20 protein-coding genes are annotated in these 24,171 nt (G+C 56.6%); 14 read left to right on the forward strand and 6 right to left on the reverse strand.

What is annotated here, in order from left to right; all coding sequences use genetic code 11:
• Positions 1-96 precede the first annotated feature (96 nt).
• Complete coding sequence (locus tag V4835_RS12435; RefSeq protein WP_331412344.1) at positions 97-1,434, reverse strand: TolC family outer membrane protein; 1,338 nt, start codon at positions 1,432-1,434, stop codon at positions 97-99.
• 739 nt (positions 1,435-2,173) lie between these two features.
• On the opposite strand from V4835_RS12435, the gene V4835_RS12440 reads away from it, so the two are divergent.
• Together V4835_RS12440 and V4835_RS12445 are read left to right on the forward strand one after the other, a co-directional pair.
• A complete protein-coding gene (locus V4835_RS12440) occupies positions 2,174-2,917 on the forward strand; it encodes a DeoR/GlpR family DNA-binding transcription regulator (RefSeq protein WP_063142837.1) in 744 nt (247 codons plus the stop codon).
• Between the two features lie 13 nt (positions 2,918-2,930).
• Positions 2,931-3,998, forward strand: a complete 1,068-nt coding sequence (locus tag V4835_RS12445) for an oxidoreductase (RefSeq protein WP_331412345.1) — start codon at positions 2,931-2,933, stop codon at positions 3,996-3,998.
• A 78-nt stretch (positions 3,999-4,076) separates the two neighbouring features.
• Here the strand turns inward: V4835_RS12445 and cybB are convergent, their stop codons facing one another.
• Positions 4,077-4,607, reverse strand: coding sequence for a cytochrome b561 (cybB, locus tag V4835_RS12450; protein ID WP_063142839.1), 531 nt, complete (start codon positions 4,605-4,607; stop codon positions 4,077-4,079).
• A gap of 189 nt (positions 4,608-4,796) precedes the next feature.
• On the opposite strand from cybB, the gene gap reads away from it, so the two are divergent.
• Positions 4,797-5,798: a type I glyceraldehyde-3-phosphate dehydrogenase gene (gene gap / locus V4835_RS12455; protein WP_331412346.1), complete on the forward strand. Its 1,002-nt coding sequence runs from the start codon at positions 4,797-4,799 to the stop codon at positions 5,796-5,798.
• 54 nt (positions 5,799-5,852) lie between these two features.
• On the opposite strand, the gene V4835_RS12460 is transcribed toward gap, so the two are convergent.
• Entirely contained in the window at positions 5,853-6,647 is a 795-nt protein-coding gene (locus V4835_RS12460) for a YdcF family protein (protein WP_331412347.1), read from the reverse strand.
• Positions 6,648-7,035: 388 nt separating this feature from the next.
• On the opposite strand from V4835_RS12460, the gene V4835_RS12465 reads away from it, so the two are divergent.
• From V4835_RS12465 to V4835_RS12485, 5 genes are all read left to right on the forward strand, one after another.
• Complete coding sequence (locus tag V4835_RS12465; RefSeq protein WP_331412348.1) at positions 7,036-8,355, forward strand: MFS transporter; 1,320 nt, start codon at positions 7,036-7,038, stop codon at positions 8,353-8,355.
• Positions 8,356-8,513: 158 nt separating this feature from the next.
• On the forward strand, positions 8,514-10,166 hold the full coding sequence (locus V4835_RS12470) for an MFS transporter (protein WP_063142843.1): 1,653 nt from the start codon (positions 8,514-8,516) through the stop codon (positions 10,164-10,166).
• A gap of 22 nt (positions 10,167-10,188) precedes the next feature.
• On the forward strand, positions 10,189-11,271 hold the full coding sequence (locus tag V4835_RS12475; protein ID WP_331412349.1) for an HlyD family secretion protein: 1,083 nt from the start codon (positions 10,189-10,191) through the stop codon (positions 11,269-11,271).
• Complete coding sequence (locus V4835_RS12480; protein WP_331412350.1) at positions 11,268-12,647, forward strand: efflux transporter outer membrane subunit; 1,380 nt, start codon at positions 11,268-11,270, stop codon at positions 12,645-12,647. Before V4835_RS12475 ends, V4835_RS12480 begins: the two co-directional genes overlap by 4 nt.
• Positions 12,648-12,718: 71 nt before the next feature.
• Positions 12,719-13,378: an O-methyltransferase gene (locus V4835_RS12485; RefSeq protein WP_331412351.1), complete on the forward strand. Its 660-nt coding sequence runs from the start codon at positions 12,719-12,721 to the stop codon at positions 13,376-13,378.
• A gap of 82 nt (positions 13,379-13,460) precedes the next feature.
• Here the strand turns inward: V4835_RS12485 and hrpA are convergent, their stop codons facing one another.
• Positions 13,461-17,363, reverse strand: a complete 3,903-nt coding sequence (hrpA, locus tag V4835_RS12490) for an ATP-dependent RNA helicase HrpA (RefSeq protein ID WP_331412352.1) — start codon at positions 17,361-17,363, stop codon at positions 13,461-13,463.
• Between the two features lie 205 nt (positions 17,364-17,568).
• Here hrpA and azoR point away from each other — a divergent pair, with 205 nt between their 5' ends.
• Together azoR and V4835_RS12500 are read left to right on the forward strand one after the other, a co-directional pair.
• Complete coding sequence (gene azoR / locus V4835_RS12495) at positions 17,569-18,174, forward strand: FMN-dependent NADH-azoreductase (protein WP_080327161.1); 606 nt, start codon at positions 17,569-17,571, stop codon at positions 18,172-18,174.
• A 90-nt stretch (positions 18,175-18,264) separates the two neighbouring features.
• Positions 18,265-18,951: an RluA family pseudouridine synthase gene (locus tag V4835_RS12500; protein WP_331412353.1), complete on the forward strand. Its 687-nt coding sequence runs from the start codon at positions 18,265-18,267 to the stop codon at positions 18,949-18,951.
• 7 nt (positions 18,952-18,958) lie between these two features.
• Here the strand turns inward: V4835_RS12500 and V4835_RS12505 are convergent, their stop codons facing one another.
• A complete protein-coding gene (locus tag V4835_RS12505) occupies positions 18,959-19,498 on the reverse strand; it encodes a DUF2058 domain-containing protein (RefSeq protein WP_063145795.1) in 540 nt (179 codons plus the stop codon).
• Positions 19,499-19,851: 353 nt separating this feature from the next.
• Between V4835_RS12505 and V4835_RS12510 the strand changes: the two genes are divergently transcribed.
• On the forward strand, positions 19,852-20,826 hold the full coding sequence (locus V4835_RS12510; RefSeq protein ID WP_331412354.1) for a DUF1852 domain-containing protein: 975 nt from the start codon (positions 19,852-19,854) through the stop codon (positions 20,824-20,826).
• Between the two features lie 23 nt (positions 20,827-20,849).
• Positions 20,850-21,878: a methionine synthase gene (locus tag V4835_RS12515; RefSeq protein ID WP_063145725.1), complete on the forward strand. Its 1,029-nt coding sequence runs from the start codon at positions 20,850-20,852 to the stop codon at positions 21,876-21,878.
• Positions 21,879-21,882: 4 nt separating this feature from the next.
• Here the strand turns inward: V4835_RS12515 and V4835_RS12520 are convergent, their stop codons facing one another.
• Positions 21,883-22,815: a LysR family transcriptional regulator gene (locus tag V4835_RS12520; RefSeq protein ID WP_331412355.1), complete on the reverse strand. Its 933-nt coding sequence runs from the start codon at positions 22,813-22,815 to the stop codon at positions 21,883-21,885.
• 95 nt (positions 22,816-22,910) lie between these two features.
• Here V4835_RS12520 and V4835_RS12525 point away from each other — a divergent pair, with 95 nt between their 5' ends.
• On the forward strand, positions 22,911-23,345 hold the full coding sequence (locus V4835_RS12525) for a DMT family transporter (RefSeq protein WP_063145723.1): 435 nt from the start codon (positions 22,911-22,913) through the stop codon (positions 23,343-23,345).
• Positions 23,346-23,349: 4 nt separating this feature from the next.
• A complete protein-coding gene (locus tag V4835_RS12530; RefSeq protein WP_331412356.1) occupies positions 23,350-23,808 on the forward strand; it encodes a DMT family transporter in 459 nt (152 codons plus the stop codon).
• The last annotated feature ends 363 nt before the right edge of the window (positions 23,809-24,171 follow it).

The following is a 24,171-nucleotide window of genomic DNA, read 5'->3' on the forward strand; positions in this document are numbered from 1 at the left end:
TTCCTGTGGATATGACCACCAGATGGATGCAGCTATCCCTGGGAAAAAACACCCATTATTTTCAGACTTATTTTTGCGCAACAATGCGCGTGTTTTTTAACTCAAGTCAGGTAATTTTGCGGCAGCGTTTTTCTCTATTCCTATAAGCGGCATTAAATTATCAACCGCGGAAGCATAATTAATTGCCGAACTCCAGCCATCATACTCAGCGATTATTTTCGCTGATGTGGCCTGCCAGACATCCTGTTCAACGCTGAGCAGATCGTTAATGCTCCGCTTGCTTAGGGTGTATTCATTTTTATAAACGTCGCGAGCGCGCAGCGCATTTTCCAGCTGTTGCTTCCCGGCCTCCATTCTTCCCCGTGCGCCGGTCCAGTCAGCCTGCGCGACGGAGGCTTTTTGCAGAACATCGAAACGCGCCTGATCGACCTGAGAGGAGGCCATGGCCCGCGCGCCTTCCGCCTGCCGAACGCGAGCGGAAACCGCGCCCCCCTGATACAGCGGTGCATCAATATTGAGCTGTATCTGGTCGTCCCAGTATGAACGGTTGTCCGATTCATAACGGGTGCGCCCCCCTTTCAGGCTTAACGTCGGCCAGTGCTGGGACTTCGCCGTTTCCACGCCATACTGTGCCGAACGTTCCATGTTCTGCGCGGCCATCACCGCAGGTATTAGCGAATAATCAATACGGTTGAGCGAATCTGGCTCCACCGCGAGGTTCGCAGGCACTGGCGAAAACGCTTCTGCCTGCATCCCGGTTAATACCGCAAGCCTTGCGCGCGCGCTGTTTAAGGCGGCGTTATACTGCGCGACCGTCGCCTGCATGCCGGCAATGCGCGTGCGGGTCTGGAGCTCATCGGAGGTGGAACTCACGCCCGCGTCTGCCCGCAGCTTTGCCAGCTGCTCGACGTTTTTGAGCGCCTGTACGTTATCTATTGCCGCCTGCAGGAGATCGGAATAGCGTTTGACCTCTACATAGCTCAGCGCCGTTTTTTCCGCCACATCTGAAAGCGTGCCCATCAGCTGATAGCGGTAGCTATCGCGCTGGGCGGAAGACTGGCTGATGCTGTTATTGGTCTTGCCAAAATCGTACAGCAGCTGCGTCAGGCTCAGCCCCCAGGCGGCTGAATTCTTCAGCGACCCGCTGGAATCGGTGGTCTGGCTGTGCCCTGTACTCCCGTTCAACGATATTTGCGGCATCCAGCCGCTGCGCGCTTCATCTATTTGAGCCTGGCCAATACCTAATTGCGCGGCCTGCTGACTAATTGACGGATCGCGATCGATAGCAAAAAGAATACTTTCTTTTAAGGTTGTGGTTGCCACCGGGGCAATTCCCACCTGATTACTATTGGCGTACGCCGTATTTATGGCTAATGAAATGAATGCCAGTGCTGCTGTAAATCGGCGTAACATAGGCTTTCGTAATATCGTCATGTTATCTCCCTGACTCTGAGTGATACTCAAGCAAATACCCAAAAAGAGGTACAGATAATTAGACAAATATCTTATTTTGCTACCGTGCTGAATTTTAGGTAATACTCCCCATACCCATTTCCGTTGGAGATGAGATCTGCTTGCGTCTTATTTCAATTAAGAATTTACTTATTTCTTAAACTGGTTAGCAGCATAACAAAATGTGGTATAGCCCACTACAGCCACAATGTTAATGTGGTGTTACAAGCAAGAAAAAATATGGGGTTTCTGGACAAAACTCTTAAAGTATCCTTTCAAATGAAACATATAAACCCCCTGTTATCTAAGGAAAATTCTTAATTCTTTCTATGTACATTTTTGCGTTAATTTCTGAGCGGGTCAGACACAAAGATTTTCAAAGAAGTGTCAGTTTTAGTAATCCAGGGGGTTTATTTAAAATTAAAAACCATTAAAAAACTAATTAAAGCAATTAAAAGCTGCATAATTGAAATTAAACAGCATTTAACCCCACACAATGGCGATGCACTGGTTACATAACCCAAATCGTTAAATAAAACATAACAATAACATTGTGATTAACATTCAAAACGGCTTCCTTATACCTGCTTAATAAAATATCAATAATCACCCATCTGAATCATCACGCCGCTGCACATCATCAGGACGACATTTCCCTTCTCACTGCGTCAAAATGCTGTATTATGCAAACTATTGCGATATTTTGCAGGAATGTACTCCCATGCACAAAACCGCTCGTCAACGCTACGTCCTGGATATCCTCAGCGAGCAAGGCCAGGCCAGCATCACCGACCTGGCCGAAAAGCTGCAGGTTTCGGCGGATACCATCCGTCGGGATCTGACCGACCTGGAAAACCAGGGCCTTGCGCAGAAGAACCACGGCGGAGCCATCGCGCTTAACCTCTCCGCCATGAACCGTCAGGGCCGCAATACGCTGCTGCCGGAGACCAAACAGCGCCTGGGTAAACTGGTTGCACAGCAGGTTCCACCGGGCTCCACCCTGTTTCTGGATGCTGGAAGCACGGTGATGGCCGTCGCCACCTTTCTTCAGGGGCCGCTTACCGTCATTACCCCCTCGCTGGATATCGCCCAGCATTTTAGCGACCGGGAAGACATTGAGCTGATCCTGCTCGGCGGGAAATGGGACCACAAGCAGCGACTGTTTGCCGGCAGCGCCACGCTGTCTTTGCTGTCCCGTTATCGGGCAGATATCGCCATTCTTGGGGCGTGCGCCATTCATGCCGAACTCGGTTTGAGCGCCGGTAAAGAAGCGGATGCCGAGGTGAAACGCGCGATGCTCGACGCAAGCCATGCGCACTGGATTGTCGCCGATCACCTGAAAATTAACCGCTGCGAGCCGTATCTGGTTTCCGGGTTATCCAGCATTCAACAACTCTTTTTAGATCGTCCCTGGCCTGAGCTTGGGGACCATAGCGCACTGCAGGTTACGGTGTGCACCAATTAACGTGGAGAAGGTCATGAGTAACGTTCAAACAATCAACATTGCGCTGATCGGGTATGGATTTGTCGGTAAAACCTTCCATGCCCCGCTGATCCAGTCTGTGGACGGGATTAAGCTGGCAGTGGTCTCTTCTCGTGATGAAGAGAAGGTGAAACGCGATCTGCCGGACGTACAGGTAGTGGCAACACCGGAAGAGGCTATTCAGCATCCAGATATCCATCTGGTGGTGATTGCCTCCCCCAATGCCACGCACGCCCCGCTGGCGACGCTGGCCCTGAACGCGGGTAAACACGTGGTCGTGGATAAGCCTTTTACCCTCGACATGCAGGAAGCCCGCGACCTGATTGCGCTGGCGGATGAAAAGCAGCTGCTGCTCTCCGTCTTCCACAATCGCCGCTGGGACAGTGATTTCCTCGGCATTAAGCAGATTATTGAGCAAGGCACGCTCGGCAAGGTTAAACAGCTGGAATCGCATATCGACCGCTTCCGCCCGGAAGTGCGCGTGCGCTGGCGCGAGCAGAACGTCCCAGGGAGCGGTCTGTGGTTTGACCTGGGTCCTCACCTGATTGACCAGACGCTGCAGCTCTTTGGCTTGCCTCAGTCGGTTCAAGGAAATATCGCAACGCTGCGCGACGGTGCAGAAATTAACGACTGGGCGCACGTGGTCTTAAACTACCCGGAGCATAAGGTCATTCTGCACGCCAGCATGCTGGTTGCTGGCGGTACGGCGCGCTTTACCGTCCACGGGGACAAGGGCAGCGTGGTGAAAGCCAGAATCGATCAGCAGGAAGCGCAGCTGCTCTCAGGGGTGATTCCCGGGAGTGAAACCTGGGGCGAAGACGGCGACAGCATGGTGTTCTTTGGGGCGGACGGTGCACCGCAGACGATCCCTACCCCGAAAGGCGATCAGCGCCAGTATTACCTCAACGTACGTGATGCGTTACTCGGGAAAATCACCAACCCCGTCCACCCTGTTGAGGCACTGGCGGTCATGGCCGTGCTGGAAGCGGCGGTGAAGTCGTCGGAGACGGGGTCAACGCAGCCGCTGGCGTTAACTGCTGAAGAGCGTGCTCTGCTGGCTTAAAAAACAAGCCGGGTGGCGCTGCGCTTACCCGGCCTACAAACAGTTCTGAGTGCAGCGCCACCCGGCAAGCGTTAAAGACTACGAACGCTTTTTCGGCATCATGCGCAGGAGGGTATTATCTTTCCAGAAATAGTGATGCATCAGCGCCGCCACCGCGTGCAGGCCAATCACAAAATAGCCCAGGTTCGCCAGCGTCTCGTGCCATTCTTTCAGCACATCAACCAGGTCAAAATTGGACTCCGCCGCATGCGGCATCACCAGGCCAAAAGCCAACCAGTCGCTGCCACGGTTGTACATCATCACAATGCCAATCAGCGGCAGCGCAATAAACAGCAGATACACTACCAGGTGCCCCAGATGGGACAGCCCCGTCACCATTGCTTTTGGCTTCGGCTGAATCGGTGGCGCGCGGAATTTCAGGCGAACCAGCAGACGCGTCACCATCAGCACCAGGATACTGATACCGCATGAGACGTGGATCATATTGATCGCTGGACGCGCGGTGCGCGGGAAGAAACCTTTGAACTCCATGGCGCAGTAGGCGACGATGATTAACAGAAACACCAGCCAGTGGATGCCGATTTGCAGGCTTGTATATTTAGTGCGCATGTGATTTCCCGATTAAAAACAGTTATCGCGCCAACATAATCCCCTTTCCTTAAAAATTCATTAACTTTTCTGTATGGTTTTTCAAATACTTCCTCCCGCATGAAGCATCTTCAATTGCCGCCCTGCCCGTGATGGTCTAAGCCTGGATGAGTTCAAACTGTCGCATCGACACGTTTACAGGAGAACACCATGAGTAAAATTGGCATTAACGGCTTTGGACGCATTGGGCGCCTTGTTCTGCGTCGCCTTCTTGAAACCCAGGACAGTAATACCGTCGTCGCCATCAACGACCTCACCTCACCGAAAGTGCTGGCCTACCTGCTCAGGCATGATTCCAACTACGGTGGCTTCCCGTGGAGCGTGGATTTCACCGAGGATGCGCTGATTGTTGACGGTAAAACCATTGCGGTGTACGCCGAAAAAGAGGCAAAGCACATTCCGTGGAAAACCGCAGGCGTGGATATCGTCGTGGAGTGCACCGGTTTTTATACCTCTGAAGAGAAATCACGGGCGCACCTGGACGCCGGCGCCAAGAAAGTGCTGATCTCCGCGCCTGCGGGTGACATGAAAACCATCGTCTACAGCGTGAATGACGACACCATTGACGCCAGTGACACCATTATTTCCGTCGCATCCTGCACCACCAACTGCCTCGCCCCGCTGGCGAAGGCCCTGCACGATGCGTTTGAAATAAAAGTGGGCACCATGACCACCATTCACGCCTATACCGGTACGCAGGCGCTGGTGGATGGCCCGCGCGGGAAAGACCTTCGCGCCTCGCGGGCGGCGGCAGAGAATATCATTCCCCATACCACCGGTGCCGCAAAGGCCATCGGGCTGGTGATCCCTGCGCTCAGCGGCAAACTGAAGGGCCACGCGCAGCGCGTGCCGGTAAAAACGGGTTCGGTAACCGAGCTGGTGGCGATTCTGGGCAAGAAAGTGACCGTTGAGGAGATCAACGCCGCGCTGAAAAAGGCGACTCAGGGCAATAAATCGTTCGGGTATACCGACGAAGAGATTGTGTCGTCCGATGTGATTGGCTCGCATTATGGTTCGGTGTTTGACGCCACCCAGACGGAGGTGTCAGAAGCGGGAGATCTGCAGCTGGTGAAAGCCGTCGCGTGGTATGACAACGAGTATGGGTTTGTAACGCAGCTGGTGCGGACGCTGGATAAGTTTGCGGCGCTGTGATTTTTCCCCTCACCCTAACCCTCTCCCCAATGGGGCGAGGGAATGGTTCCGTGCTTAGATTATCTTTCGCGCTCCCTTCAGAACCGGATCCTGCTTTAACTGTCCCCACGCGACAATCACCCCCTCAGGAAAATCAACGTGCGCGATAAAATCGCGCCCGGCCGGGCCATAGCCGTTAACGTCATCATACAAACGCGGCAGCTCCCCCAGAACCAGTGACAGGTAGCGGTCAACGGGCCACAGTCCGCTATTGCCTCCGCTAAACTCCACGCCCTCTTTGCCGTTATGCAGCGTTGGCGTAAACCCGGGATGGCTTATCCACTGCGGTGACACCGGTTCATCCTGACAAACGCGGGCAAACGTCGCCATCGTACGGCGCTGCATCGTCGGATCCTGCACCACCAGCACCCGCCCCGTTACTCTCTGATGCTGTTTCAGCATGTTCCAGCTAAAACGCGCGTTCTCACCGCAGTTGGTGGAGCGATCCTCAACCCACAGGCGCGTCTCGGGGATCTGCCAGAACTCCCGCGCAATGTCGGCGAGAATGCTCGCTTCCGCCCGCCCTTCGACTTGTAAGGTGTGATAACGCGGATGACTGCCGATGGCGGTATATAAAAACGCGGTCGAGTGACCAATACCGCCGCTAATCAGGAGCGGGATTTCTCGCTGCGCGGCAATTCGACAGGCCGCCTCAATGGTCGGGATCACCGCGTTCCCTGCCAGAATGACCGCATCGACGTCCGGGTGCACGCGGCTGCCACGCAGGTCGTCCTGCGCCAGCCATTCACCGAGAGTATTGATGGCCGCCAGCGTGGCTTCCGGCAGGATGGGAAAATGGGGCTGAACCATGGTGAACTCCTCGTTTGTGTCTCTTCAGGTTAGCGGCTTCTGACGGATAAAGCAGATGCGGGATCTGAAACCAGACGTTGTTTTATCGCCCAAATTGTCATTTTTCTGAAATAACCAGAAACATCCAAAAACAATCGGGTTGCACCTGCTTATTATGCTTTTGGTTTTCCATCATACAAAACATCCTGTTGCTCATGCTCGCTTAAAAAGCACCCAACGCTGCTTATTTCGTCGTGATCTGACCAGTTTCATTCCCCGTGAGCTTGCTAAATGTAACATCAAAACCTAAGTTGCTTAACAATTTCACAACCACTTCATCATCGCAGGTTGCACCTGAAGCGCGCCAGGTGACACCTATAACTTTATCAACGTGGCGGGGTTTCAGGTCATGACAGAACATGAAAGTACGACGACGGTATTACGAAAAAATAAGAAGGTGTTAATCGCCAGCCTTACCGGAAGCGCCATTGAATGGTTTGACTATTTTCTCTACGGCACGGCGGCCGCGCTGGTCTTTAATAAGATCTTTTTCCCGATGGTCGATCCGGTGATCGGACTCATTCTCTCGTATCTCTCTTTCTCATTAACCTTTTTTATTCGCCCCATTGGCGGGGTCCTTTTCGCCCATATTGGCGACCGCATCGGACGTAAAAAAACCCTCGTTCTTACCCTCTCACTCATGGGAGGTGCAACCGTCATGATTGGCCTGCTGCCCACGTATGAGATGATTGGCCTGTGGGCGCCCGCTCTGCTGATCCTGATGCGTATCATTCAGGGGATGGGCATCGGCGGTGAATGGGGCGGCGCGCTGTTGCTGGCCTATGAATACGCGCCAGAAAAACGTAAAGGCTTCTTCGGCAGTATTCCGCAGGCGGGCGTTACCATTGGCATGCTGATGGCGACCTTTATCGTTTCGCTGATGACGCTTTTCAGCGAGGAGGATTTCCTCTCCTGGGGCTGGCGCATTCCGTTCCTGCTGAGCTCGGTTCTGGTGTTGCTCGGCCTGTGGATCCGCAAAGATATTGACGAAACGCCCGATTTTAAGAGAGTCAAAGCGTCCGGTCAGGTGGCGAAGGCCCCCCTGCGCGATACGCTGAAGCATCACTGGCGCGAAGTGTTGATTGCCGCCGGTTTAAAGGTTGTGGAAACCGCGCCGTTCTATATTTTCTCAACGTTCGTGGTGAGCTATGCCACCAACACGCTGAGCTATCAGAAATCGCAGGCGCTGGAAGCCGTGACGCTGGGAGCCCTGGTGGCGACCATTATGATCCCGCTCATGGGGCTGCTCTCGGATAAAATTGGCCGCCAGCGCATGTATGCCACCATCGTCTTCATCCTGGGTTTGTTTATCGTGCCGTGGTTCATGCTGCTCAATACCGGAACAACCTGGGGCATTGTGCTCGCGACGGTCATCGCCTTTGGGGTGCTGTGGGCACCGGTGACGGCGGTACTCGGCACGCTGTGCTCTGAAATTTTTAGTGCAAACGTACGCTACACCGGCATTACGCTCGGTTATCAGCTGGGTGCCGCGCTGGCAGGCGGGACCGCGCCGCTGATTGCCACCGGACTGCTGGCAAAATATGACGGCGACTGGGTTCCGGTGGCCTGGTATCTTGCCGTCACGGTAGTCATTTCCCTAATCGCGATTTTCTGCGCCAGCCGCGTCAAGCGAGCGTCCCGTCTGCAGGCACAGCCCGAACATCTCTGATCGTTGTCGGCCCGACTTTCGGGCCGCTCTTTTTCCTTAAACTTCCCTTCTACATTTGATTAACATGCGTAAATCATATTCACTTGAATTATCATTTGCGGCAGACGTAGAATCGCTAGCCCGCTAATTATTCAACTCTTTCTAAGGTAACCGACGTTATGCGCCTGCCCGAACGCGACCCTTATGCTCCTCGCGAGTGGCAGCCACATGAAAAACCCGCTCTGCTGGGTTCGCCTTCAACTCCCGAGCACACTACGCCAAAACGTATTGCCTACGGCGTCGTTGGCCTGCTGGTGTGCCTGACGGGAGCGCTGGGAAACGCGGTGGTGACCGCCAACCTGCAAAATCTGCAGGGTACCTTCGGGGCCTGGTCGACCGAAATTGCCTGGCTGCCCGCGGTCTACGTCATGACCAACATCTCTATCAACCTGCTGCTGGTTAAGTTCCGCCAGCAGTACGGTCTGCGCGCCTTCACGGAAGGTTTTCTGGTGCTGTACGTGCTGGTGACCTTTTTCCACCTGTTCGTTAACGATCTCAGTTCGGCCCTGATGGTTCGCGCCGCGCACGGGATGGTGGCCGCCGCGCTCAGCTCGCTGGGGATTTACTATCAGATCCAGGCCTGGCCTGCGAAACACCGCCTGAAGGCGCTCACCATCGGGATTACCGGGTCGTCACTCGCTATCCCTCTGGCCCGCCTGTTTTCGACCGAACTGCTGCAGCTGGACGAGTGGCGCGGGCTCTATTTCTTCGAGCTGGGGCTGGCGCTGATCTCCCTGGCCTGCGTAATAGCCTTAAAACTGCCGCCGGGTGACAGGCGCAAGGTCTTTGAGAAGAAAGACTTCATCACCTTCTTTTTAATGGCCCCGGGAATGGCCCTGCTCTGCGCCGTACTCTCCCTGGGCCGTCTTGACTGGTGGTTCGAGGCGCCGTGGATCGGCTGGTCGCTGGCGCTATCGCTGGTGCTGATTGTGGCTGCCATCGTCTTTGAACATAACCGCGCCAACCCGCTGCTGAACACCCGCTGGCTGTCGAGCGGCAGCATCGTCCGTCTGGGGCTGATCATGTTGCTGATCCGTATCGTGCTGGCAGAGCAAAACACCGGCGTCATCGGCTGGTTACAGTACGTGGGATTACAGAACGAGCAGATGACCCACCTGGCGTGGTCCATTTTCGCCGGGATCGTCTGCGGGATCGTCACCAGCTGTCTCACCATCAAGCCGACGAAACTGGCGTGGCCCATCATCACCTCTCTGGCGCTGATGATTGTTGCCTCGCTGCTGGACAGCCAGTCCAACAACCTGACCCGACCGGATCAGCTGATGCTAAGCCAGTTTCTGCTGGGCTTCGGCAGCGCCTTCTTCCTGGCGCCCGCCATGCTGGCCGCCATTGGCGGGGTGATCGCCGATCCGCGCAACCTGGTCAGCTTCTCGGTGATGTTTGGCATGAGTCAGAACCTCGGCGGCCTGCTGGGGTCCGCGATCCTCGGGACCTTCCAGACCTGGCGCGAGAAGTACCACTCCAGCCTGCTGGCGGACCAGCTCACCACGCTCAATCCGCTGGTCAACGAGCGTATCCAGATTTACACCCAGATGTACAAAAGCCTGATTGGCGACAGTTCGCTGCTGGGGACGCAGGCGATAACCCAGCTGCAAACGGCGACCTCACTGGAGGCGAATATTCTGGCTTACAACGATACTTATCTGCTGACGGCGAGCATCGCTGCCGCCACGCTGGTCTGGATTTTATGGCGCTTGCTGCGCCTGCGCATCACTGCCCGCATGGCGCTTAAGAACGCCACCGGCAATAAATAATTGAAATAGTTCTGGAGAGTTTATGAGTCAGCAGGATGCCGCCAAAGAGCAGGCCAACACCCGCAAAAATGTGCGCATTGTTTCCGTTTTCACCGCCGCGGCCATCGGTATTGTCGGCGTGCTGGTGATCCTTTATGCGTGGCAGCTTCCGCCGTTCACCCGCCACGCGCAGTTTACCGACAACGCCTACGTGCGCGGTCAGACGACGTTTATCAGCCCCCAGGTGAATGGCTATATCACCGAGGTGAAGGTTCAGGACTTTGTGCAGGTTAAAAAAGGCGACCTGCTGCTGCAGATTGATGACCGCATCTATCGTCAGCGCGTGCATCAGGCCGAGGCGCAGCTGGCGATGAAAATTGCCGCGCTCAATAACAACCTGCAGCAGCGTAAAAGCGCCGAAGCGACGATCGCCAAAAACGACGCGGCGCTGAAAAATGCCCGCGCCCAGAGCCTGAAAACGCAGGCGGATTTAAAACGGGTGAAGGATCTGACGGCGGACGGTTCGCTTTCCGTACGCGAACGCGACGCCGCGCTGGCCAGCGCCGCCCAGGGCAGCGCCGATATCGACCAGGCCAAAGCCACGCTTGAGATGTCGCGTCAGGATCTGCAGACGGTGATTGTCAATCGCGGTGCGCTGGAGGCGGATGTCGAAAACGCGAAAGCTGCGCTGGAGCTGGCGCAGATTGACCTGCAAAACACCCGCATTATCGCCCCGCGCGACGGTCAGCTCGGCCAGATTGCCGTGCGTCTCGGGGCGTATGTGACCGCCGGGACCCATCTCACCACCCTTGTGCCGCCTCAGCACTGGGTCATTGCCAATATTAAAGAGACCCAGCTTGCGGAGCTGCGCGTCGGTCAGCCGGTAAAATTCACCGTTGATGCCCTGAACGACAAAGCGTATCAGGGCCGCGTGGAGAGTATTTCGCCGGCAACCGGGGTTGAATTCAGCGCCATCACGCCGGACAACGCCACCGGCAACTTTGTCAAAATCGCCCAGCGTATTCCGGTGCGCATCGAGGTGCTTGGCGAGCCAGAGGCGATCGCGCTCCTGCGTCCGGGCATGTCGGTGCAGGTGACCATTGATACGCGGGAGGCGAAGCCATGATCCTTCGCCCGATAGCCGGTCTGGTGCTGGCGGTGACGCTCGCCGGATGCCAGTCCGTCGACGTAAAACCGGCGCAGCCGACGCTGCAAATCCCCACCCAGTGGCGCGCCGATTCCGGTCCTGCCAGTCCGGCGGAGCAGCTCTGGTGGCGCAATTTCCATGACAACAACCTCAACCGCTACGTGGACCAGGCGCTTAAGAACAACAGCGACGTGCTGATCGCCCGCGAGCGGATTAACGAGTATCAGGCGCGGGTCTTTGCTGCCGACGGCAGCCTGTTTCCTTCGCTTGACGCGGGCGTAACGGGGACGCGCGCCCGTTCGCAATCCGCCGCGACCGGGCTGCCGGTCTACGGCACGCTGTACAGAGGTAGCCTGACGGCGAGCTATGACGTAGATATCTGGGGCGTCAACCGCAGCACGGCCAGTGCAGCCGAAGCCTCGCTGGAGGCGCAAAAAGCCGCCGCTGCCGCCGCGGATTTGACCGTCGCGTCTTCCGTTGCCTCCGGGTATGTCACCCTGCTCTCGCTTGACGAACAGCTGCGCGTGACCGAATCCACGCTGAAATCGCGCGAAGAGGCATTTAACCTCGCGAAACGTCAGTTTGAGACGGGCTATAGCTCGCGTCTGGAGCTGATGCAGTCGGATTCCGAACTGCGCTCAACGCGGGCGCAGGTTCCCTTGCTGCAGCATCAGATTGCACAGCAGGAGAACGCCCTGAGCCTGCTGCTGGGAAGCAATCCCGGCGCGGTGGCGCGCAGTGAAAGCTATGAGACGCTGACGCCGCTGAAGCTGCCCTCACAGCTGCCTTCTACGCTCCTGAACCGTCGACCGGATATCGTTCAGGCCGAACGACAGCTGGTTGCGGCAGACGCCTCGCTTGCCGCGTCACGCGCCAGCCTGCTGCCGTCGATCAACCTGACCGCAACCGGATCGGTCCAGGATCGTACCCTTTCAGGCCTGCTGGACAACCCGCTTCAGCTCTGGAGCGTCGGGGGGAGTATTCTCGCCCCGCTGTTGAACCGCCAGGCGCTGAATGCGCAGGTAGACATTTCCCAGTCCCAGCGTAACCAGGCGCTGTACGCCTATGAAAAAACCGTGCGTAACGCGTTTGCCGAAGTGAACAACAGCCTTGATGCGATTACGCGCTATCAGGAACAGCTGACGGAGCTGCTTGCCCAGCAGGATGTGGCGCAGGAGACGCTGCGCATTGCGCAGAATCGCTATCGCAACGGTTATTCATCCTATCTGGACGTGCTGGACGCGCAGCGCACGCTGTTCTCGGTTCAGACCAGCGTCGTGCAGGCGAAAAATAACCTGCTGCTGGCGCAGGTGGATCTCTACAGGGCGCTGGGCGGCGGCTGGGTCAGTGCCTGAAAACCTGCCCGGTGGTGCTGCGCTTACCGGGCCTACATTTCGCATCCGGCAATCCCACAAGGAGTCAATCTATGCAACAACAATGGTCTGCAGTAGATAATTACATGATTTCTTCGCTTATTCCTTACGATGAAGTGCTGAGTCAGGTACTGGAAAACAACAAGCGCGCCGGGCTGCCCGAGCACGACGTAGCGGCCAATCAGGGGCAGCTGCTGGCGCTGTTCGTGCGCATGACGCAGGCAAGACGCATTCTTGAAATCGGTACGCTGGGTGCCTATAGCTCAATCTGGATGGCGCGCGCCCTGCCACCGGACGGAAAGCTGGTTACGCTCGAGGCTGATCCGACGCATGCCGATGTTGCCCGCCAGAATATTCGCCTCGCGGGGCTGAACGATCGTATTGAATTAATTGAAGGCCCGGCGCTGAACTCGCTGGAGGATTTCGGTGACGTTCCCCCGTTCGACCTGATCTTTATCGATGCCGATAAGCCAAACAATCCCGGCTATCTGGAGTGGGCGCTGCACTATTCCCGTCCCGGCACGGTGATTATCGGCGATAACGTGGTGCGCGACGGCGAGGTCATTAACGGGCAAAGCGACGACGCGCGCGTGCTGGGCGTGCGACGTTTTATCGAGATGATTGGGGATAACCCGCGCTTAACCGCCACCGCGCTGCAAACGGTGGGGGTTAAGGGATGGGATGGGTTTACGCTGGCAATTGTAGAACGTTAACCAGCCGGGTGGCGGCTACGCCTTACCCGGCCTACATATTCTCCCGTAGGCCCGGTAAGCGCAGCGCCACCGGGCAAAGGTTTTAAGCGGAAATCTGCTCCATCGCCTGCAGAATACGCTTATCCGAAATCGGATACGGCGTACCGAGCTGCTGGGCAAAGAAGCTGACGCGCAGCTCCTCGATCATCCAGCGGATCGCCTGAACATCTTCATCGTCGCGGCGCGCCGGCGGCAGCTTGTTGAGCCACTGCTGCCACGCCTGCTGCACGCTTTCCACTTTCAGCATCTGCACGCGATCGCGATGTGGGTCGATGGCCATCTTCTCCAGACGTTTTTCAATCGCCTGCAGATAGCGCAGCGTATCGCCGAGACGGTTGAAGCCGTTGCCGGTGACAAAGCCGCGATAGACCAGCCCCGCCATCTGCGCCTTCACGTCCGACAGACCCAGCGCCATGGTCATATCCACGCGCCCCTTCAGGCGCTTGTTGATATTGAACACGGCGGTGAGGATCTGCTCGACCTGTTTGGCAATCTCCACCACGGTGTCGTTCAGCTCCGCGCGCACCTTCTCGTGAAGCTGGGCAAAGCCCTCTTCCGTCCAGACCGGACCGCCCGCCTCGTGGATCAGCTTGTCCACGCCGCAGGAGATACAGTCGTCGATCAGATCCAGCACCTTGCCGTACGGGTTAAAGTACAGCCCCAGCTTGGCTTTGTTCGGCAGCTTCTCGTGCAGATACTTAATCGGCGACGGAATGTTGAGCAGCAGCAGGCGACGCAGCCCGCGCCACATCATCTGCTGCTGTTCCAGCGGGTTATCGAACAGCTTGATCGCCACGCTGTCGCGCTCGTCAACCAGCGCAGGCCAGGCTTTGACCTTATAGTTGCCGCGCTTCTGTTCGTAGCTTTCCGGAAGCTGACCAAAGCTCCAGATATGCAGCCCGCTCTGCTCGATACCGTCGTCCGCCACCGCAGAAAGCGTCTCCTGAACTTTCCCTTTCAGCGACTCTTTCAGCTCGCTCAGCGAACGTCCTTCCAGCAGCTTTTTGTTTTTATCATCCACCACGCGGAAGCTGATTTTCAGGTGATCGGGCACCTGATCCCAGTTCCAGTCATCGCGGTCGATGGTCGTGCCGGTCATGCGTCGGAATTCACGCTCCAGCGCGTCCAGCAGCGGCAGCTCCAGCGGCGTGACGCGGCCTAAAAAGGCTTCCGCATAGTTTGGCGCAGGCACAAAGTTACGGCGCACCGGTTTCGGCAGGGATTTGATCAGCGCAATCACCAGCTCGCGGCGCAGGCCGGGGATCTGCCACTCGAACCCGCTCTCATCGACCTGGTTTAACAGCGGCAGCGGAATATGAACGGTCACGCCATCCGCGTCGGCACCCGGTTCAAACTGATACGTCAGACGCAGCTTGAGGTTGCCCTGATGCCAGAAGTTCGGGTAGTCGAGCTTGCTGACCGACTCCGCCCCTTCCTTAATCAGCATGCTCTTTTCGAAGTTGAGCAGGTCCGGCGTCTCTTTGCTGGCTTTCTTCCACCAGCTGTCAAAGTGGCGGGCGGAGATAACATCGTGGCTGATGCGCTGGTCGTAAAACTCAAACAGCGCCTCGTCGTCCACCAGAATGTCGCGGCGGCGGGACTTGTGCTCAAGCTCCTCCACTTCGGCGCGCAGCTTGAGGTTTTCACGGAAGAACGCGTGGCGCGTCTGCCAGTCCCCCTCCACCAGCGCGTGGCGGATAAACAGCTCGCGGCTGAGCGCAGGGTCAATCTGGCTGTAGTTGACCTTCCGCGCGGCGACCACCGGCAGGCCGTAAACGGTCACTTTCTCCGTCGCCATTACCGCGCCCTGCGCGCGCTCCCAGTGCGGCTCGCTGTACGAGCGTTTCAGCAGGTGCTGCGCCACCGGCTCCACCCATTCCGGATCGATACGCGCGGCAATGCGCCCCCACAGGCGGCTGGTTTCCACCAGCTCCGCGACCATGGTCCATTTCGGCGGCTTCTTGAACAGGCCGGAGCCGGGGAAGATGGAGAAACGGGCGTTGCGCGCGCCGGTGTACTCCTGCTTTTCGGCGTCCTTCATCCCAATGTGGGACAGCAGGCCGGTCAGCAGCGCGATATGCACTTCGCGGTACTCCGCCGGTTCGCTGTTAACCGGAATGCCCAGCTCTTTCACCACCTGGCGCAGCTGGGTGTAGATATCCTGCCACTCGCGCACGCGCAGGTAGTTGAGGAAATCCACGCGGCACTGGCGGCGGAACTGGTTCGAGGAGAGCGCTTTCTGCTGCTCGCCGAGATAGTTCCACAGGTTTACGAAGGCGAGGAAATCGGACTCTTTGTCGTGGAAGCGACGGTGCTTTTCGTCAGACGCCTGCTGTTTGTCCATCGGACGCTCGCGCGGGTCCTGAATGGAGAGCGCCGAGGTAATGATCATCGCCTCGCGCACGCAGCCGTGCTTTTGCGCTTCCAGCACCATACGGGCCAGACGCGGATCCACCGGCAGCTGGCTGAGCTGGCGGCCCAGCGGCGTCAGCTTGTAGACCGTGGCCTGCTCGTCGGTGGTAATCGCGCCGAGCTCTTCCAGCAGACGTACGCCGTCCTGAATGTTGCGTTTGTCCGGCGCTTCGACGAACGGGAACGCCGCGATGTCGCCCAGCCCCAGCGCGGTCATCTGCAGGATAACGGACGCCAGGTTGGTGCGCAGAATTTCCGGGTCGGTAAATTCCGGACGCGACAGGAAATCATCTTCGGAGTAGAGACGAATACAGATCCCTTCCGACACGCGGCCGCAGCGGCCTTTACGCTGGTTGGCGGAAGCCTGAGAGACCGGCTCAATCGGCAGCCGCTGGACCTTGGTGCGGTAGCTGTAGCGGCTGATGCGCGCCGTGCCCGGGTCGATAACGTATTTAATCCCCGGTACGGTCAGCGAAGTTTCCGCCACGTTGGTCGCCAGCACGATGCGACGCCCGCCGTGCGGCTGGAAGACGCGGTTTTGCTCGCTGTTTGACAGGCGCGCGTAAAGCGGCAGGATCTCCGTGTGGCGCAGGTCGCGCTTGCTGAGCGCGTCGGCGGTGTCGCGAATTTCGCGCTCGCCGCTCATGAAGATCAGAATGTCGCCCGCGCTTTCGTTGCCCAGCTCGTCAACGGCATCGAAGATGGCCTGAAGCTGGTCGCGTTCGGTATCATCTGCCTCTTCCACAATCGGGCGATAGCGCACTTCAACCGGATACGTGCGCCCTGACACCTCGATAATCGGCGCATTGTTGAAATGCTTCGAGAAGCGTTCCGGGTCGATGGTCGCAGAGGTAATGATGATTTTCAGATCCGGACGACGCGGCAGCAGCTCTTTCAGGTAGCCGAGCAGGAAGTCGATGTTCAGGCTACGCTCGTGCGCTTCGTCAATGATGATGGTGTCGTACTGCATCAGCAGGCGATCCTGCTGGATTTCCGCCAGCAGAATACCGTCGGTCATCAGCTTGACCATGGTGTTATCGCTAACGTGGTCGCTAAATCGCACCTTGTAACCAATGCAGCCGCCCGGCTCCGTTTGCAGCTCTTCGGCAATACGGTTCGCCACGGTACGCGCCGCCAGTCGACGCGGCTGGGTGTGGCCAATCAGCCCTTTTAGCCCGCGCCCAAGCTCCATACAGATTTTCGGCAGCTGGGTGGTTTTCCCCGAACCGGTTTCACCCGCGACAATCACCACCTGGTGGTCACGTACGGCCTCGAGGATGTCCTGTTTTTTCTGGCTAACGGGCAGGTTTTCCGGGTAGGTAATCGCCGGACGCGCGGCTTCGCGCAGCACAACTTTCCCTGCCGCCTGTTCAATCTCTTTCGCCATCTCCTGGTAAATGGCCTGTTGTGCATCAGGATTTTTAACCTTCTTCACGCCGTGCAGACGGCGGGCAAAGCGCTGTTTATCGCGCAGCATCAGAGAATCAAGCTGTTGCAGGAGCATCGGGAAGGTTAATTTTTGTTGTTCTGTCATAGCGTTAAAGGGCAGTACACGCCCTGATAAACTCTCTTTTTAATGATTGCTATAGAGTACCACATTGACGCCTTTAGCGCCTTATTCAAAAAATTCGAACATAGACTTCGATATATTGCGCTATCTCTGTGGCAGGATTGTGAATAGAGTGTCAACAAGCAACGGGGCAACCCCCTTCAATCAAATGCAACAACAGGAATCACCCATGAGCAAAGTATTAGTTTTGAAATCCAGTATTCTGGCAGGGTACTCTCAGTCTGGTCAGCTGTCTGATTACTTCGTTGAACAGTGGCGTGAACAGCATTCTGCTGACGAAATCACCGTGCGTGACCTGGCTGCAAACCCAATTCCTGTGCTGGATGGCGAGCTGGTTGGCGCGCTGCGCCCAAGCGATGCCCCACTGTCTCCACGTCAGCAGGAAGCGCTGGCCCTGTCCGACGAGCTGATTGCTGAGCTGCAGGCGCACGACGTTATCGTCATCAACGCCCCAATGTACAACTTCAACATTCCTACCCAGCTGAAGAACTACTTCGACCTGGTGGCTCGCGCTGGCGTAACCTTCCGTTACACCGAGAACGGCCCTGAAGGTCTGGTAAAAGGCAAGCGTGCGGTTGTACTGACCAGCCGCGGCGGTATCCATAAAGACACCCCAACCGACCTGGTTGCGCCGTACCTGAGCCTGTTCCTGGGCTTCATCGGCATCACTGACGTGAACTTCGTGTTCGCTGAAGGCATCGCTTACGGTCCGGAAGTGGCGACCAAAGCGCAGACCGATGCGAAAGCCGCGATCGACAGCCTGGTCGCAGCGTAAGATTTCGCCCTCTCACCGCCCGGTGGGAGGGTTTTTCTTTTCTCCCGCATTTCGTTATCATCCGCTCCCACTCTCCAGCCGGGCGGCCTGATGTCTGCGATTATTGATTCTTTTATTGCCCCACCGTGTCACGACGACATTGAGATCCTCTGGCAGGATGAACATCTGCTGCTGATCGATAAGCCTTCCGGCCTGCTCAGCCTCTCGGGCAAAAATCCGCAAAACCTTGATTCTGTCCATTATCGTCTGGTCCAGACGTTCCCCGGCTGCACGCTGGTGCATCGTCTGGATTTTGGCACGTCCGGGCTGATGGTGGTTGCGCGCAATAAGGCCATCAACGCCGCGCTATGCCAGCAGTTCAGCCAGCGCCGCGTGGAGAAAGGCTACAGCGCCCTGCTTTGCGGACATCTGGAAAACGATGAGGGAGTGATAGACGCGCCGATTGCCAAAGACCCGGCGCTGTTCCCGCTGATGTCGATCTGCGCCATCAACGGTAAACCCGCCCACTCCCGCTATCGGGTGGTGGAACGGTTTTATCAGGGGACGGGAGTGCCGTTAACGCGGGTGAGACTGACACCGGAGACCGGGCGAACCCATCAGCTGCGTATTCACTGCCAGCAGCTGGGGCACCCAATTCTGGGCTGCGATCTGTATGGCGGTCTTGACGCGCCGGGGGCTGAGGAAACGCCCCGGCTCATGCTGCATGCCAGCGAGTTGAATTTTATTCATCCCGTGAGCGGAGAGCCGGTTAACGCCCGTCACGCCGCCCCGTTCTGAATGCGGTTTACCACATCAGATCGTCAGGGATTTTGAAGTCCGCGTACGGATCGTCTTCGTCCTGCTCTTCCTGGCTGAGCGCGCTGTTTAACACGATGCTCTCGGCATCGCGCTGGGCAATTTTATCGGCCACTACCGCCGGAATAATTGCGTATTCACAGTCGCCGCTGGCGTTAATGACCAGACGGGCAATCGCCAGACGGCCGTTGATCAGCTGAGCCTGGGTTTGCTTATCGACCTCGATTTTTTTGATGAGATTACCGTCGGTGAAGTTAAAGGTGATGTTGCCTCTCGCCACGGTGATGCGGTTCATCTCAATCAGCTGCTTCACCTGTGCCTTAAACTCTTTCGCCAGCACGGCCTGCTTCTGCTGCTCGCTCAGCTGCTTGTCGCGCTCGATCTGCGCCTTTTTGTTCTCTTCTACCGCTTCCCGAGCCTCGCGCGCCTGAACGCGTGATTTCTTTGCCGTGCGCTGCACTTTCGCCACTTTCTTGCTGCTGACTAAGCCCGCTTTCAGCATCTGCTCTTGTAAGGTGAGTTTTGTCATGATTGTTTCTAAACCGGTTGGAAATTTTGGGGATTATAGCGGGAATTGAACGGAAATAAAAAATCCCTCTCCCCTGCAGCCGTTTAACGACGAGGGCAAAGTGCATATCACAGACATATTGCGAGCTTCGCCCGGCGGCGCTGCGCTTGCACGGGCCTACAAACGACGCTGAACCGTAGGCTGGGTAAGCGCAGCGCCACCCGGCATGAAGGCAGCGACACCTCGAGCATTACACTTCATGAACTTCGCTCATGTTGCATTGAAATTAAGTCACTTCCCCTGCGCCGCGGGCTCAGGCATAAATTATGCATCGGTAACTTCTTAGCAACATGAACTTAGGATGCATAACCACAATGAGCAAAGCTTTCACATATACCCTTAAGCGCAGTTGCTTCGATGAGAATTACAACCCGTCAGAAAATACGCGTACGACCACCAACTTTGCCAACCTGGCGCGCGGTGAAAAACGTCAGGAAAACCTGCGCAATACGCTGGTGATGATCAACAACCGCTTTAACGCCTTAGCGCGCTGGGATAACCCAAACGCCGATCGCTACGCGGTTGAGCTTGAAATCATCTCTGTCGATTTGAACATTGGCGCGGAAAAACCGTTCCCGGCCATTGAGATATTGCAAACGTATATTGTCGACAAAAAAAATAACCTGCGTATCCCTGGCATCGTCGGGAATAACTTCTCTTCTTACGTGCGGGATTATGATTTCAGCGTGCTGCTGCTGGAACACAACAAGAACCAGCAACACTTCAGCATTCCGGAAAAGTTTGGCGAACTGCACGGCAATATTTTCCGCCACTTTGTGAATTCGCCGGAATACAAAGAAAACTTCAGAAAGGGACCGGTGATCTGCCTGAGCGTCTCCAGCAAAGACACCTACCGCCGCACCGGTAACCAGCACCCCGTGCTGGGCATTGAGTATCAGCCGGATGGCGAGTCGCTAACGGAACAGTACTTCGCGAAGATGGGCCTGCAGGTTCGCTATTTCATGCCGGAAAACAGCGTGGCGCCTTTCGCATTCTTCTTTACCGGGGATTTGCTGAGTGATTACACCGATCTGGAACTGATTGCCACCATCAGCACGATGGAGACGTTCCAGAAAATCTATCGCCCGGAAATTTATAACGCAAACTCGGCGGCGGGACTGTGCTACCGACCGGATCTGAACCAGCAGGATCACTCCTTAACCAAAATTGTTTATGACCGGGAAGAGCGAAGCCAGCTGGCGGTTGAACAGGGCCGCTTTACCGAAGCGTACTTCATTAAGCCTTACCAACATATTCTTGAGCAGTGGTCTGATAACTACGCGCTTTAATTCATTAAAAAAGGTCTTTTATTATGAAAACATTGCTCCCGACGTCTACGGCTGGCAGCCTCCCTAAGCCAACCTGGCTGGCACAACCTGAAACGCTGTGGTCTCCGTGGAAGCTCCAGGATGATGAATTACTGGCGGGGAAACAGGATGCGCTGCGCCTGTCTCTGGATGAGCAGATCCGTGCGGGAATCGATATTGTCAGCGACGGTGAACAGACCCGCCAGCACTTCGTCACCACCTTTATTGAACACCTGAGCGGCGTGGATTTTGAAAATCGCCAGACGGTGCGCATTCGTAACCGCTATGACGCCAGCGTGCCGACCGTGGTTTCAGCCGTTGCGCGTCAGAAACCGGTATTCGTGGACGATGCGAAGTACCTGCGCCAGCTCACGGACAAGCCAATCAAATGGGCCCTGCCCGGGCCGATGACCATGATCGACACCCTTTACGACGCGCACTATAAAAGCCGCGAAAAGCTCGCCTGGGAATTCGCCAAAATCCTCAATCAGGAAGCGCGTGAGTTAGAGGCCGCAGGCGTCGATATTATCCAGTTTGATGAACCGGCATTTAACGTCTTTTTTGACGAGGTGAACGACTGGGGGATCGCCGCGCTGGAACGCGCCGTTGAAGGGCTGAAGTGCGAAACCGCAGTACACATCTGCTACGGCTACGGCATCAAGGCCAATACGGACTGGAAAAAGACGCTCGGCTCAGAGTGGCGACAGTATGAAGAGGCCTTCCCTAAGCTGCAGACGTCTAACATCGACATCATCTCCCTGGAATGCCACAACTCCCGCGTGCCGATGGATCTGCTGGAGCTGATCCGCGGCAAGAAAGTGATGGTCGGCGCAATTGACGTGGCAACCAACACCGTTGAAACGCCGGAGGAAGTCGCCGATACGCTGCGTAAAGCGCTGCAATTTGTCGATGCGGACAAGCTTTACCCGTCAACCAACTGCGGCATGGCTCCGCTTTCGCGTCAGGTTGCTAACGGCAAGCTGAAGGCGCTCAGCGCGGGCGCAGAGATTATCCGCAAGGAGCTCGGCGCGTAATCTCTTACGTTTGCCAGTACGGCGGCGTACCAAAGTGCTCGACGTAATAATCAATCACCGCCCTGACGTTCAGGGGCGGATGTCGGGCATCAGGATAGATCGCCGCAATAGCCTGCTGTTCCGTATTGATGGCGCACTCCAGCGAAGGAAGGAGCGGAATCAGCTCGCCGCGCTGGAGCTGCTCGCTCACCAGCCAGTCCGGGAACAGCACGATCCCCATCCCCCCCAGTGCCGCAGCCAGTAACGCCTCCGCATTATTGGAGGTCATCAATGGCGTAACGGGGTAGTGTATCCACGCCTCGCCCTTCCTGCGAAACAGCCAGCGGTTAGGCCCTGACGATCCTCGATAGACAAGACAGTGATGACGGTTCAGGTCGTCCGGCACGTCAGGCATACCGTTCTTACGCACGTAGCCTGGCGACGCGGCCAGATGATAAACCTGCTGCCCGAACACCCGCGCATGAAACGAGGAGTCAGTCAGCACGCCAATCCGAAAGATCACGTCGGCGGCATCCCGATGGGGGTCGATAAAATCATCGGTCAGCGTCAGCTCTACGCTGAGGCGCGGATAGCGTTCCGACAGGCCGGGAAGGCCGGGCGCAATATGCTTCTGACCAAAAAACACCGGTCCGTTAATGCGGAGCGCGCCGGAAGGCTCCACCGCACGCGCGTCCAGCTCCCGTCGCGCCTCTTCCAGATTTTCCGCCACCGTTCGGGCATAGCGAATAAACAGATGACCGCTTTCCGTCGGGATGACGGCCCGCGTATTGCGATAAAAAAGCTGTTGACCGAGCGCATCCTCAAGCTGGTGGATCACGCGCGATATCTGCGAGGCCGATATCCCCTGCCGCCGCGCCACGACGGAGAAGTTCTGCGCTTCATACACGTCAATAAAGATCAGCAGCGCGCGGACGTTGATGTTGCTGGCGTCGACCATTAATGCATATCCTGCAAAGGTGTTTCCAGCATTATGGCATTTTTCTCACGAAGCTGCCGACGTAATCTTCTTCGCCTGAAAGCGGAGGAAGCGTAATGCAGTTTGTGTTGATTTTACTGGTGATTGTCGGCGGGATGGGCCTCTCCGTCGAGGCGGGATTGCTGGGGCCGCTGGGCGGCGAAGTGGGTGACTTATGGGCAACGTTCAGCATCTTCGGCGTCGGCGCCGCGCTGACGTTTCTGCTGATGCTGTTTTTCAGCCCGCGTAACAGCCCGTCGTTTTTCGCACAGCCCGGCTGGCAGCTGCTCGGCGGCGTGCTTGGCCCTGTCTACGTGGTCATTTTGACCGTTGCGACCCCCGCTATCGGCATCGCAATGACCATGATTGGCATTCTGGCCGGTCAGGTCTTTAAAAGCCTGATCATCGATCACTTTGGTCTGCTGGGTACGCCGCACAGGAAGATAAACGCGAAACGCATCGTGGCGCTGGTTTTTATTATTGCCGCACTGGTTTTGGTGGCACAGGGGTAAACGTATGACACTGATTATGATTCTTCTGGCCGTGTGCGGCGGCGCAACGCTGAGCATACAGGCAGCAATTAACGGACAGCTCGGCAGCAGCGTGGGCGTTTTCAAAAGCGCGTTTCTGACGTTTTCCGTCGGCGCCCTGGTAACCGCCCTGCTCATTTTCTTCTTTGAACCGAAGCAGACGGTCACGCTGCTGGACGTGCCGAAATGGCAGCTCCTCGGGGCGATGTTCGGCGTGCCCTACATTGTGATCATGGTCGTGGCGGTGCAGCGCATCGGCACCGCCGTCGCCACGGTGGCGGTGATATTTGGCCAGCTCGCCATGAGTATGCTGATTGACAGCTTTGGCTGGCTGGGCAATGCGGCCATTCCGTTCTCGACGAGCCGTCTGGGGGCAGTTGTCTGTCTGGGGATTGCGCTTGTTTTTATCTACTCGGGTAGTAAATCCCGCTCTGCGAGCACGTAACATAGCACCTTGCGGACGAAGGGATCCCAGCGAGTTTTTACCAGAAGCGATTAAGTTTTTTAAATTGAAATAATTAACTTCCAGCGACGCCCTGGTCCGGCTGTAAATCGCCGAAGCGTTTCCGCAAGGCCGGGGCGAGGCGCAGGGATGCGCCGAGAGGGCGTGGCCTGCAGGGATGCAGGCTCATGCCCGACCCGATAGCCTGGAGGAAAAAGCTGAGGGCACCGCGAAGCGGCGATTTACCGCCGGGAGCCCGGGTCGCCAGGGTGGTGGCGATTGAGCCACCCTGGCACGTTCACCGGTCACGTCGTTACAGAGTAGCAAGAAACATGAAGTGAACGGAATGACCACTACAGCCGTATG

It is taken from the genome of Enterobacter cloacae complex sp. CARB60, from assembly GCF_036487345.1.
Taxonomy (GTDB): Bacteria; Pseudomonadota; Gammaproteobacteria; order Enterobacterales; family Enterobacteriaceae; genus Enterobacter; species Enterobacter asburiae_D.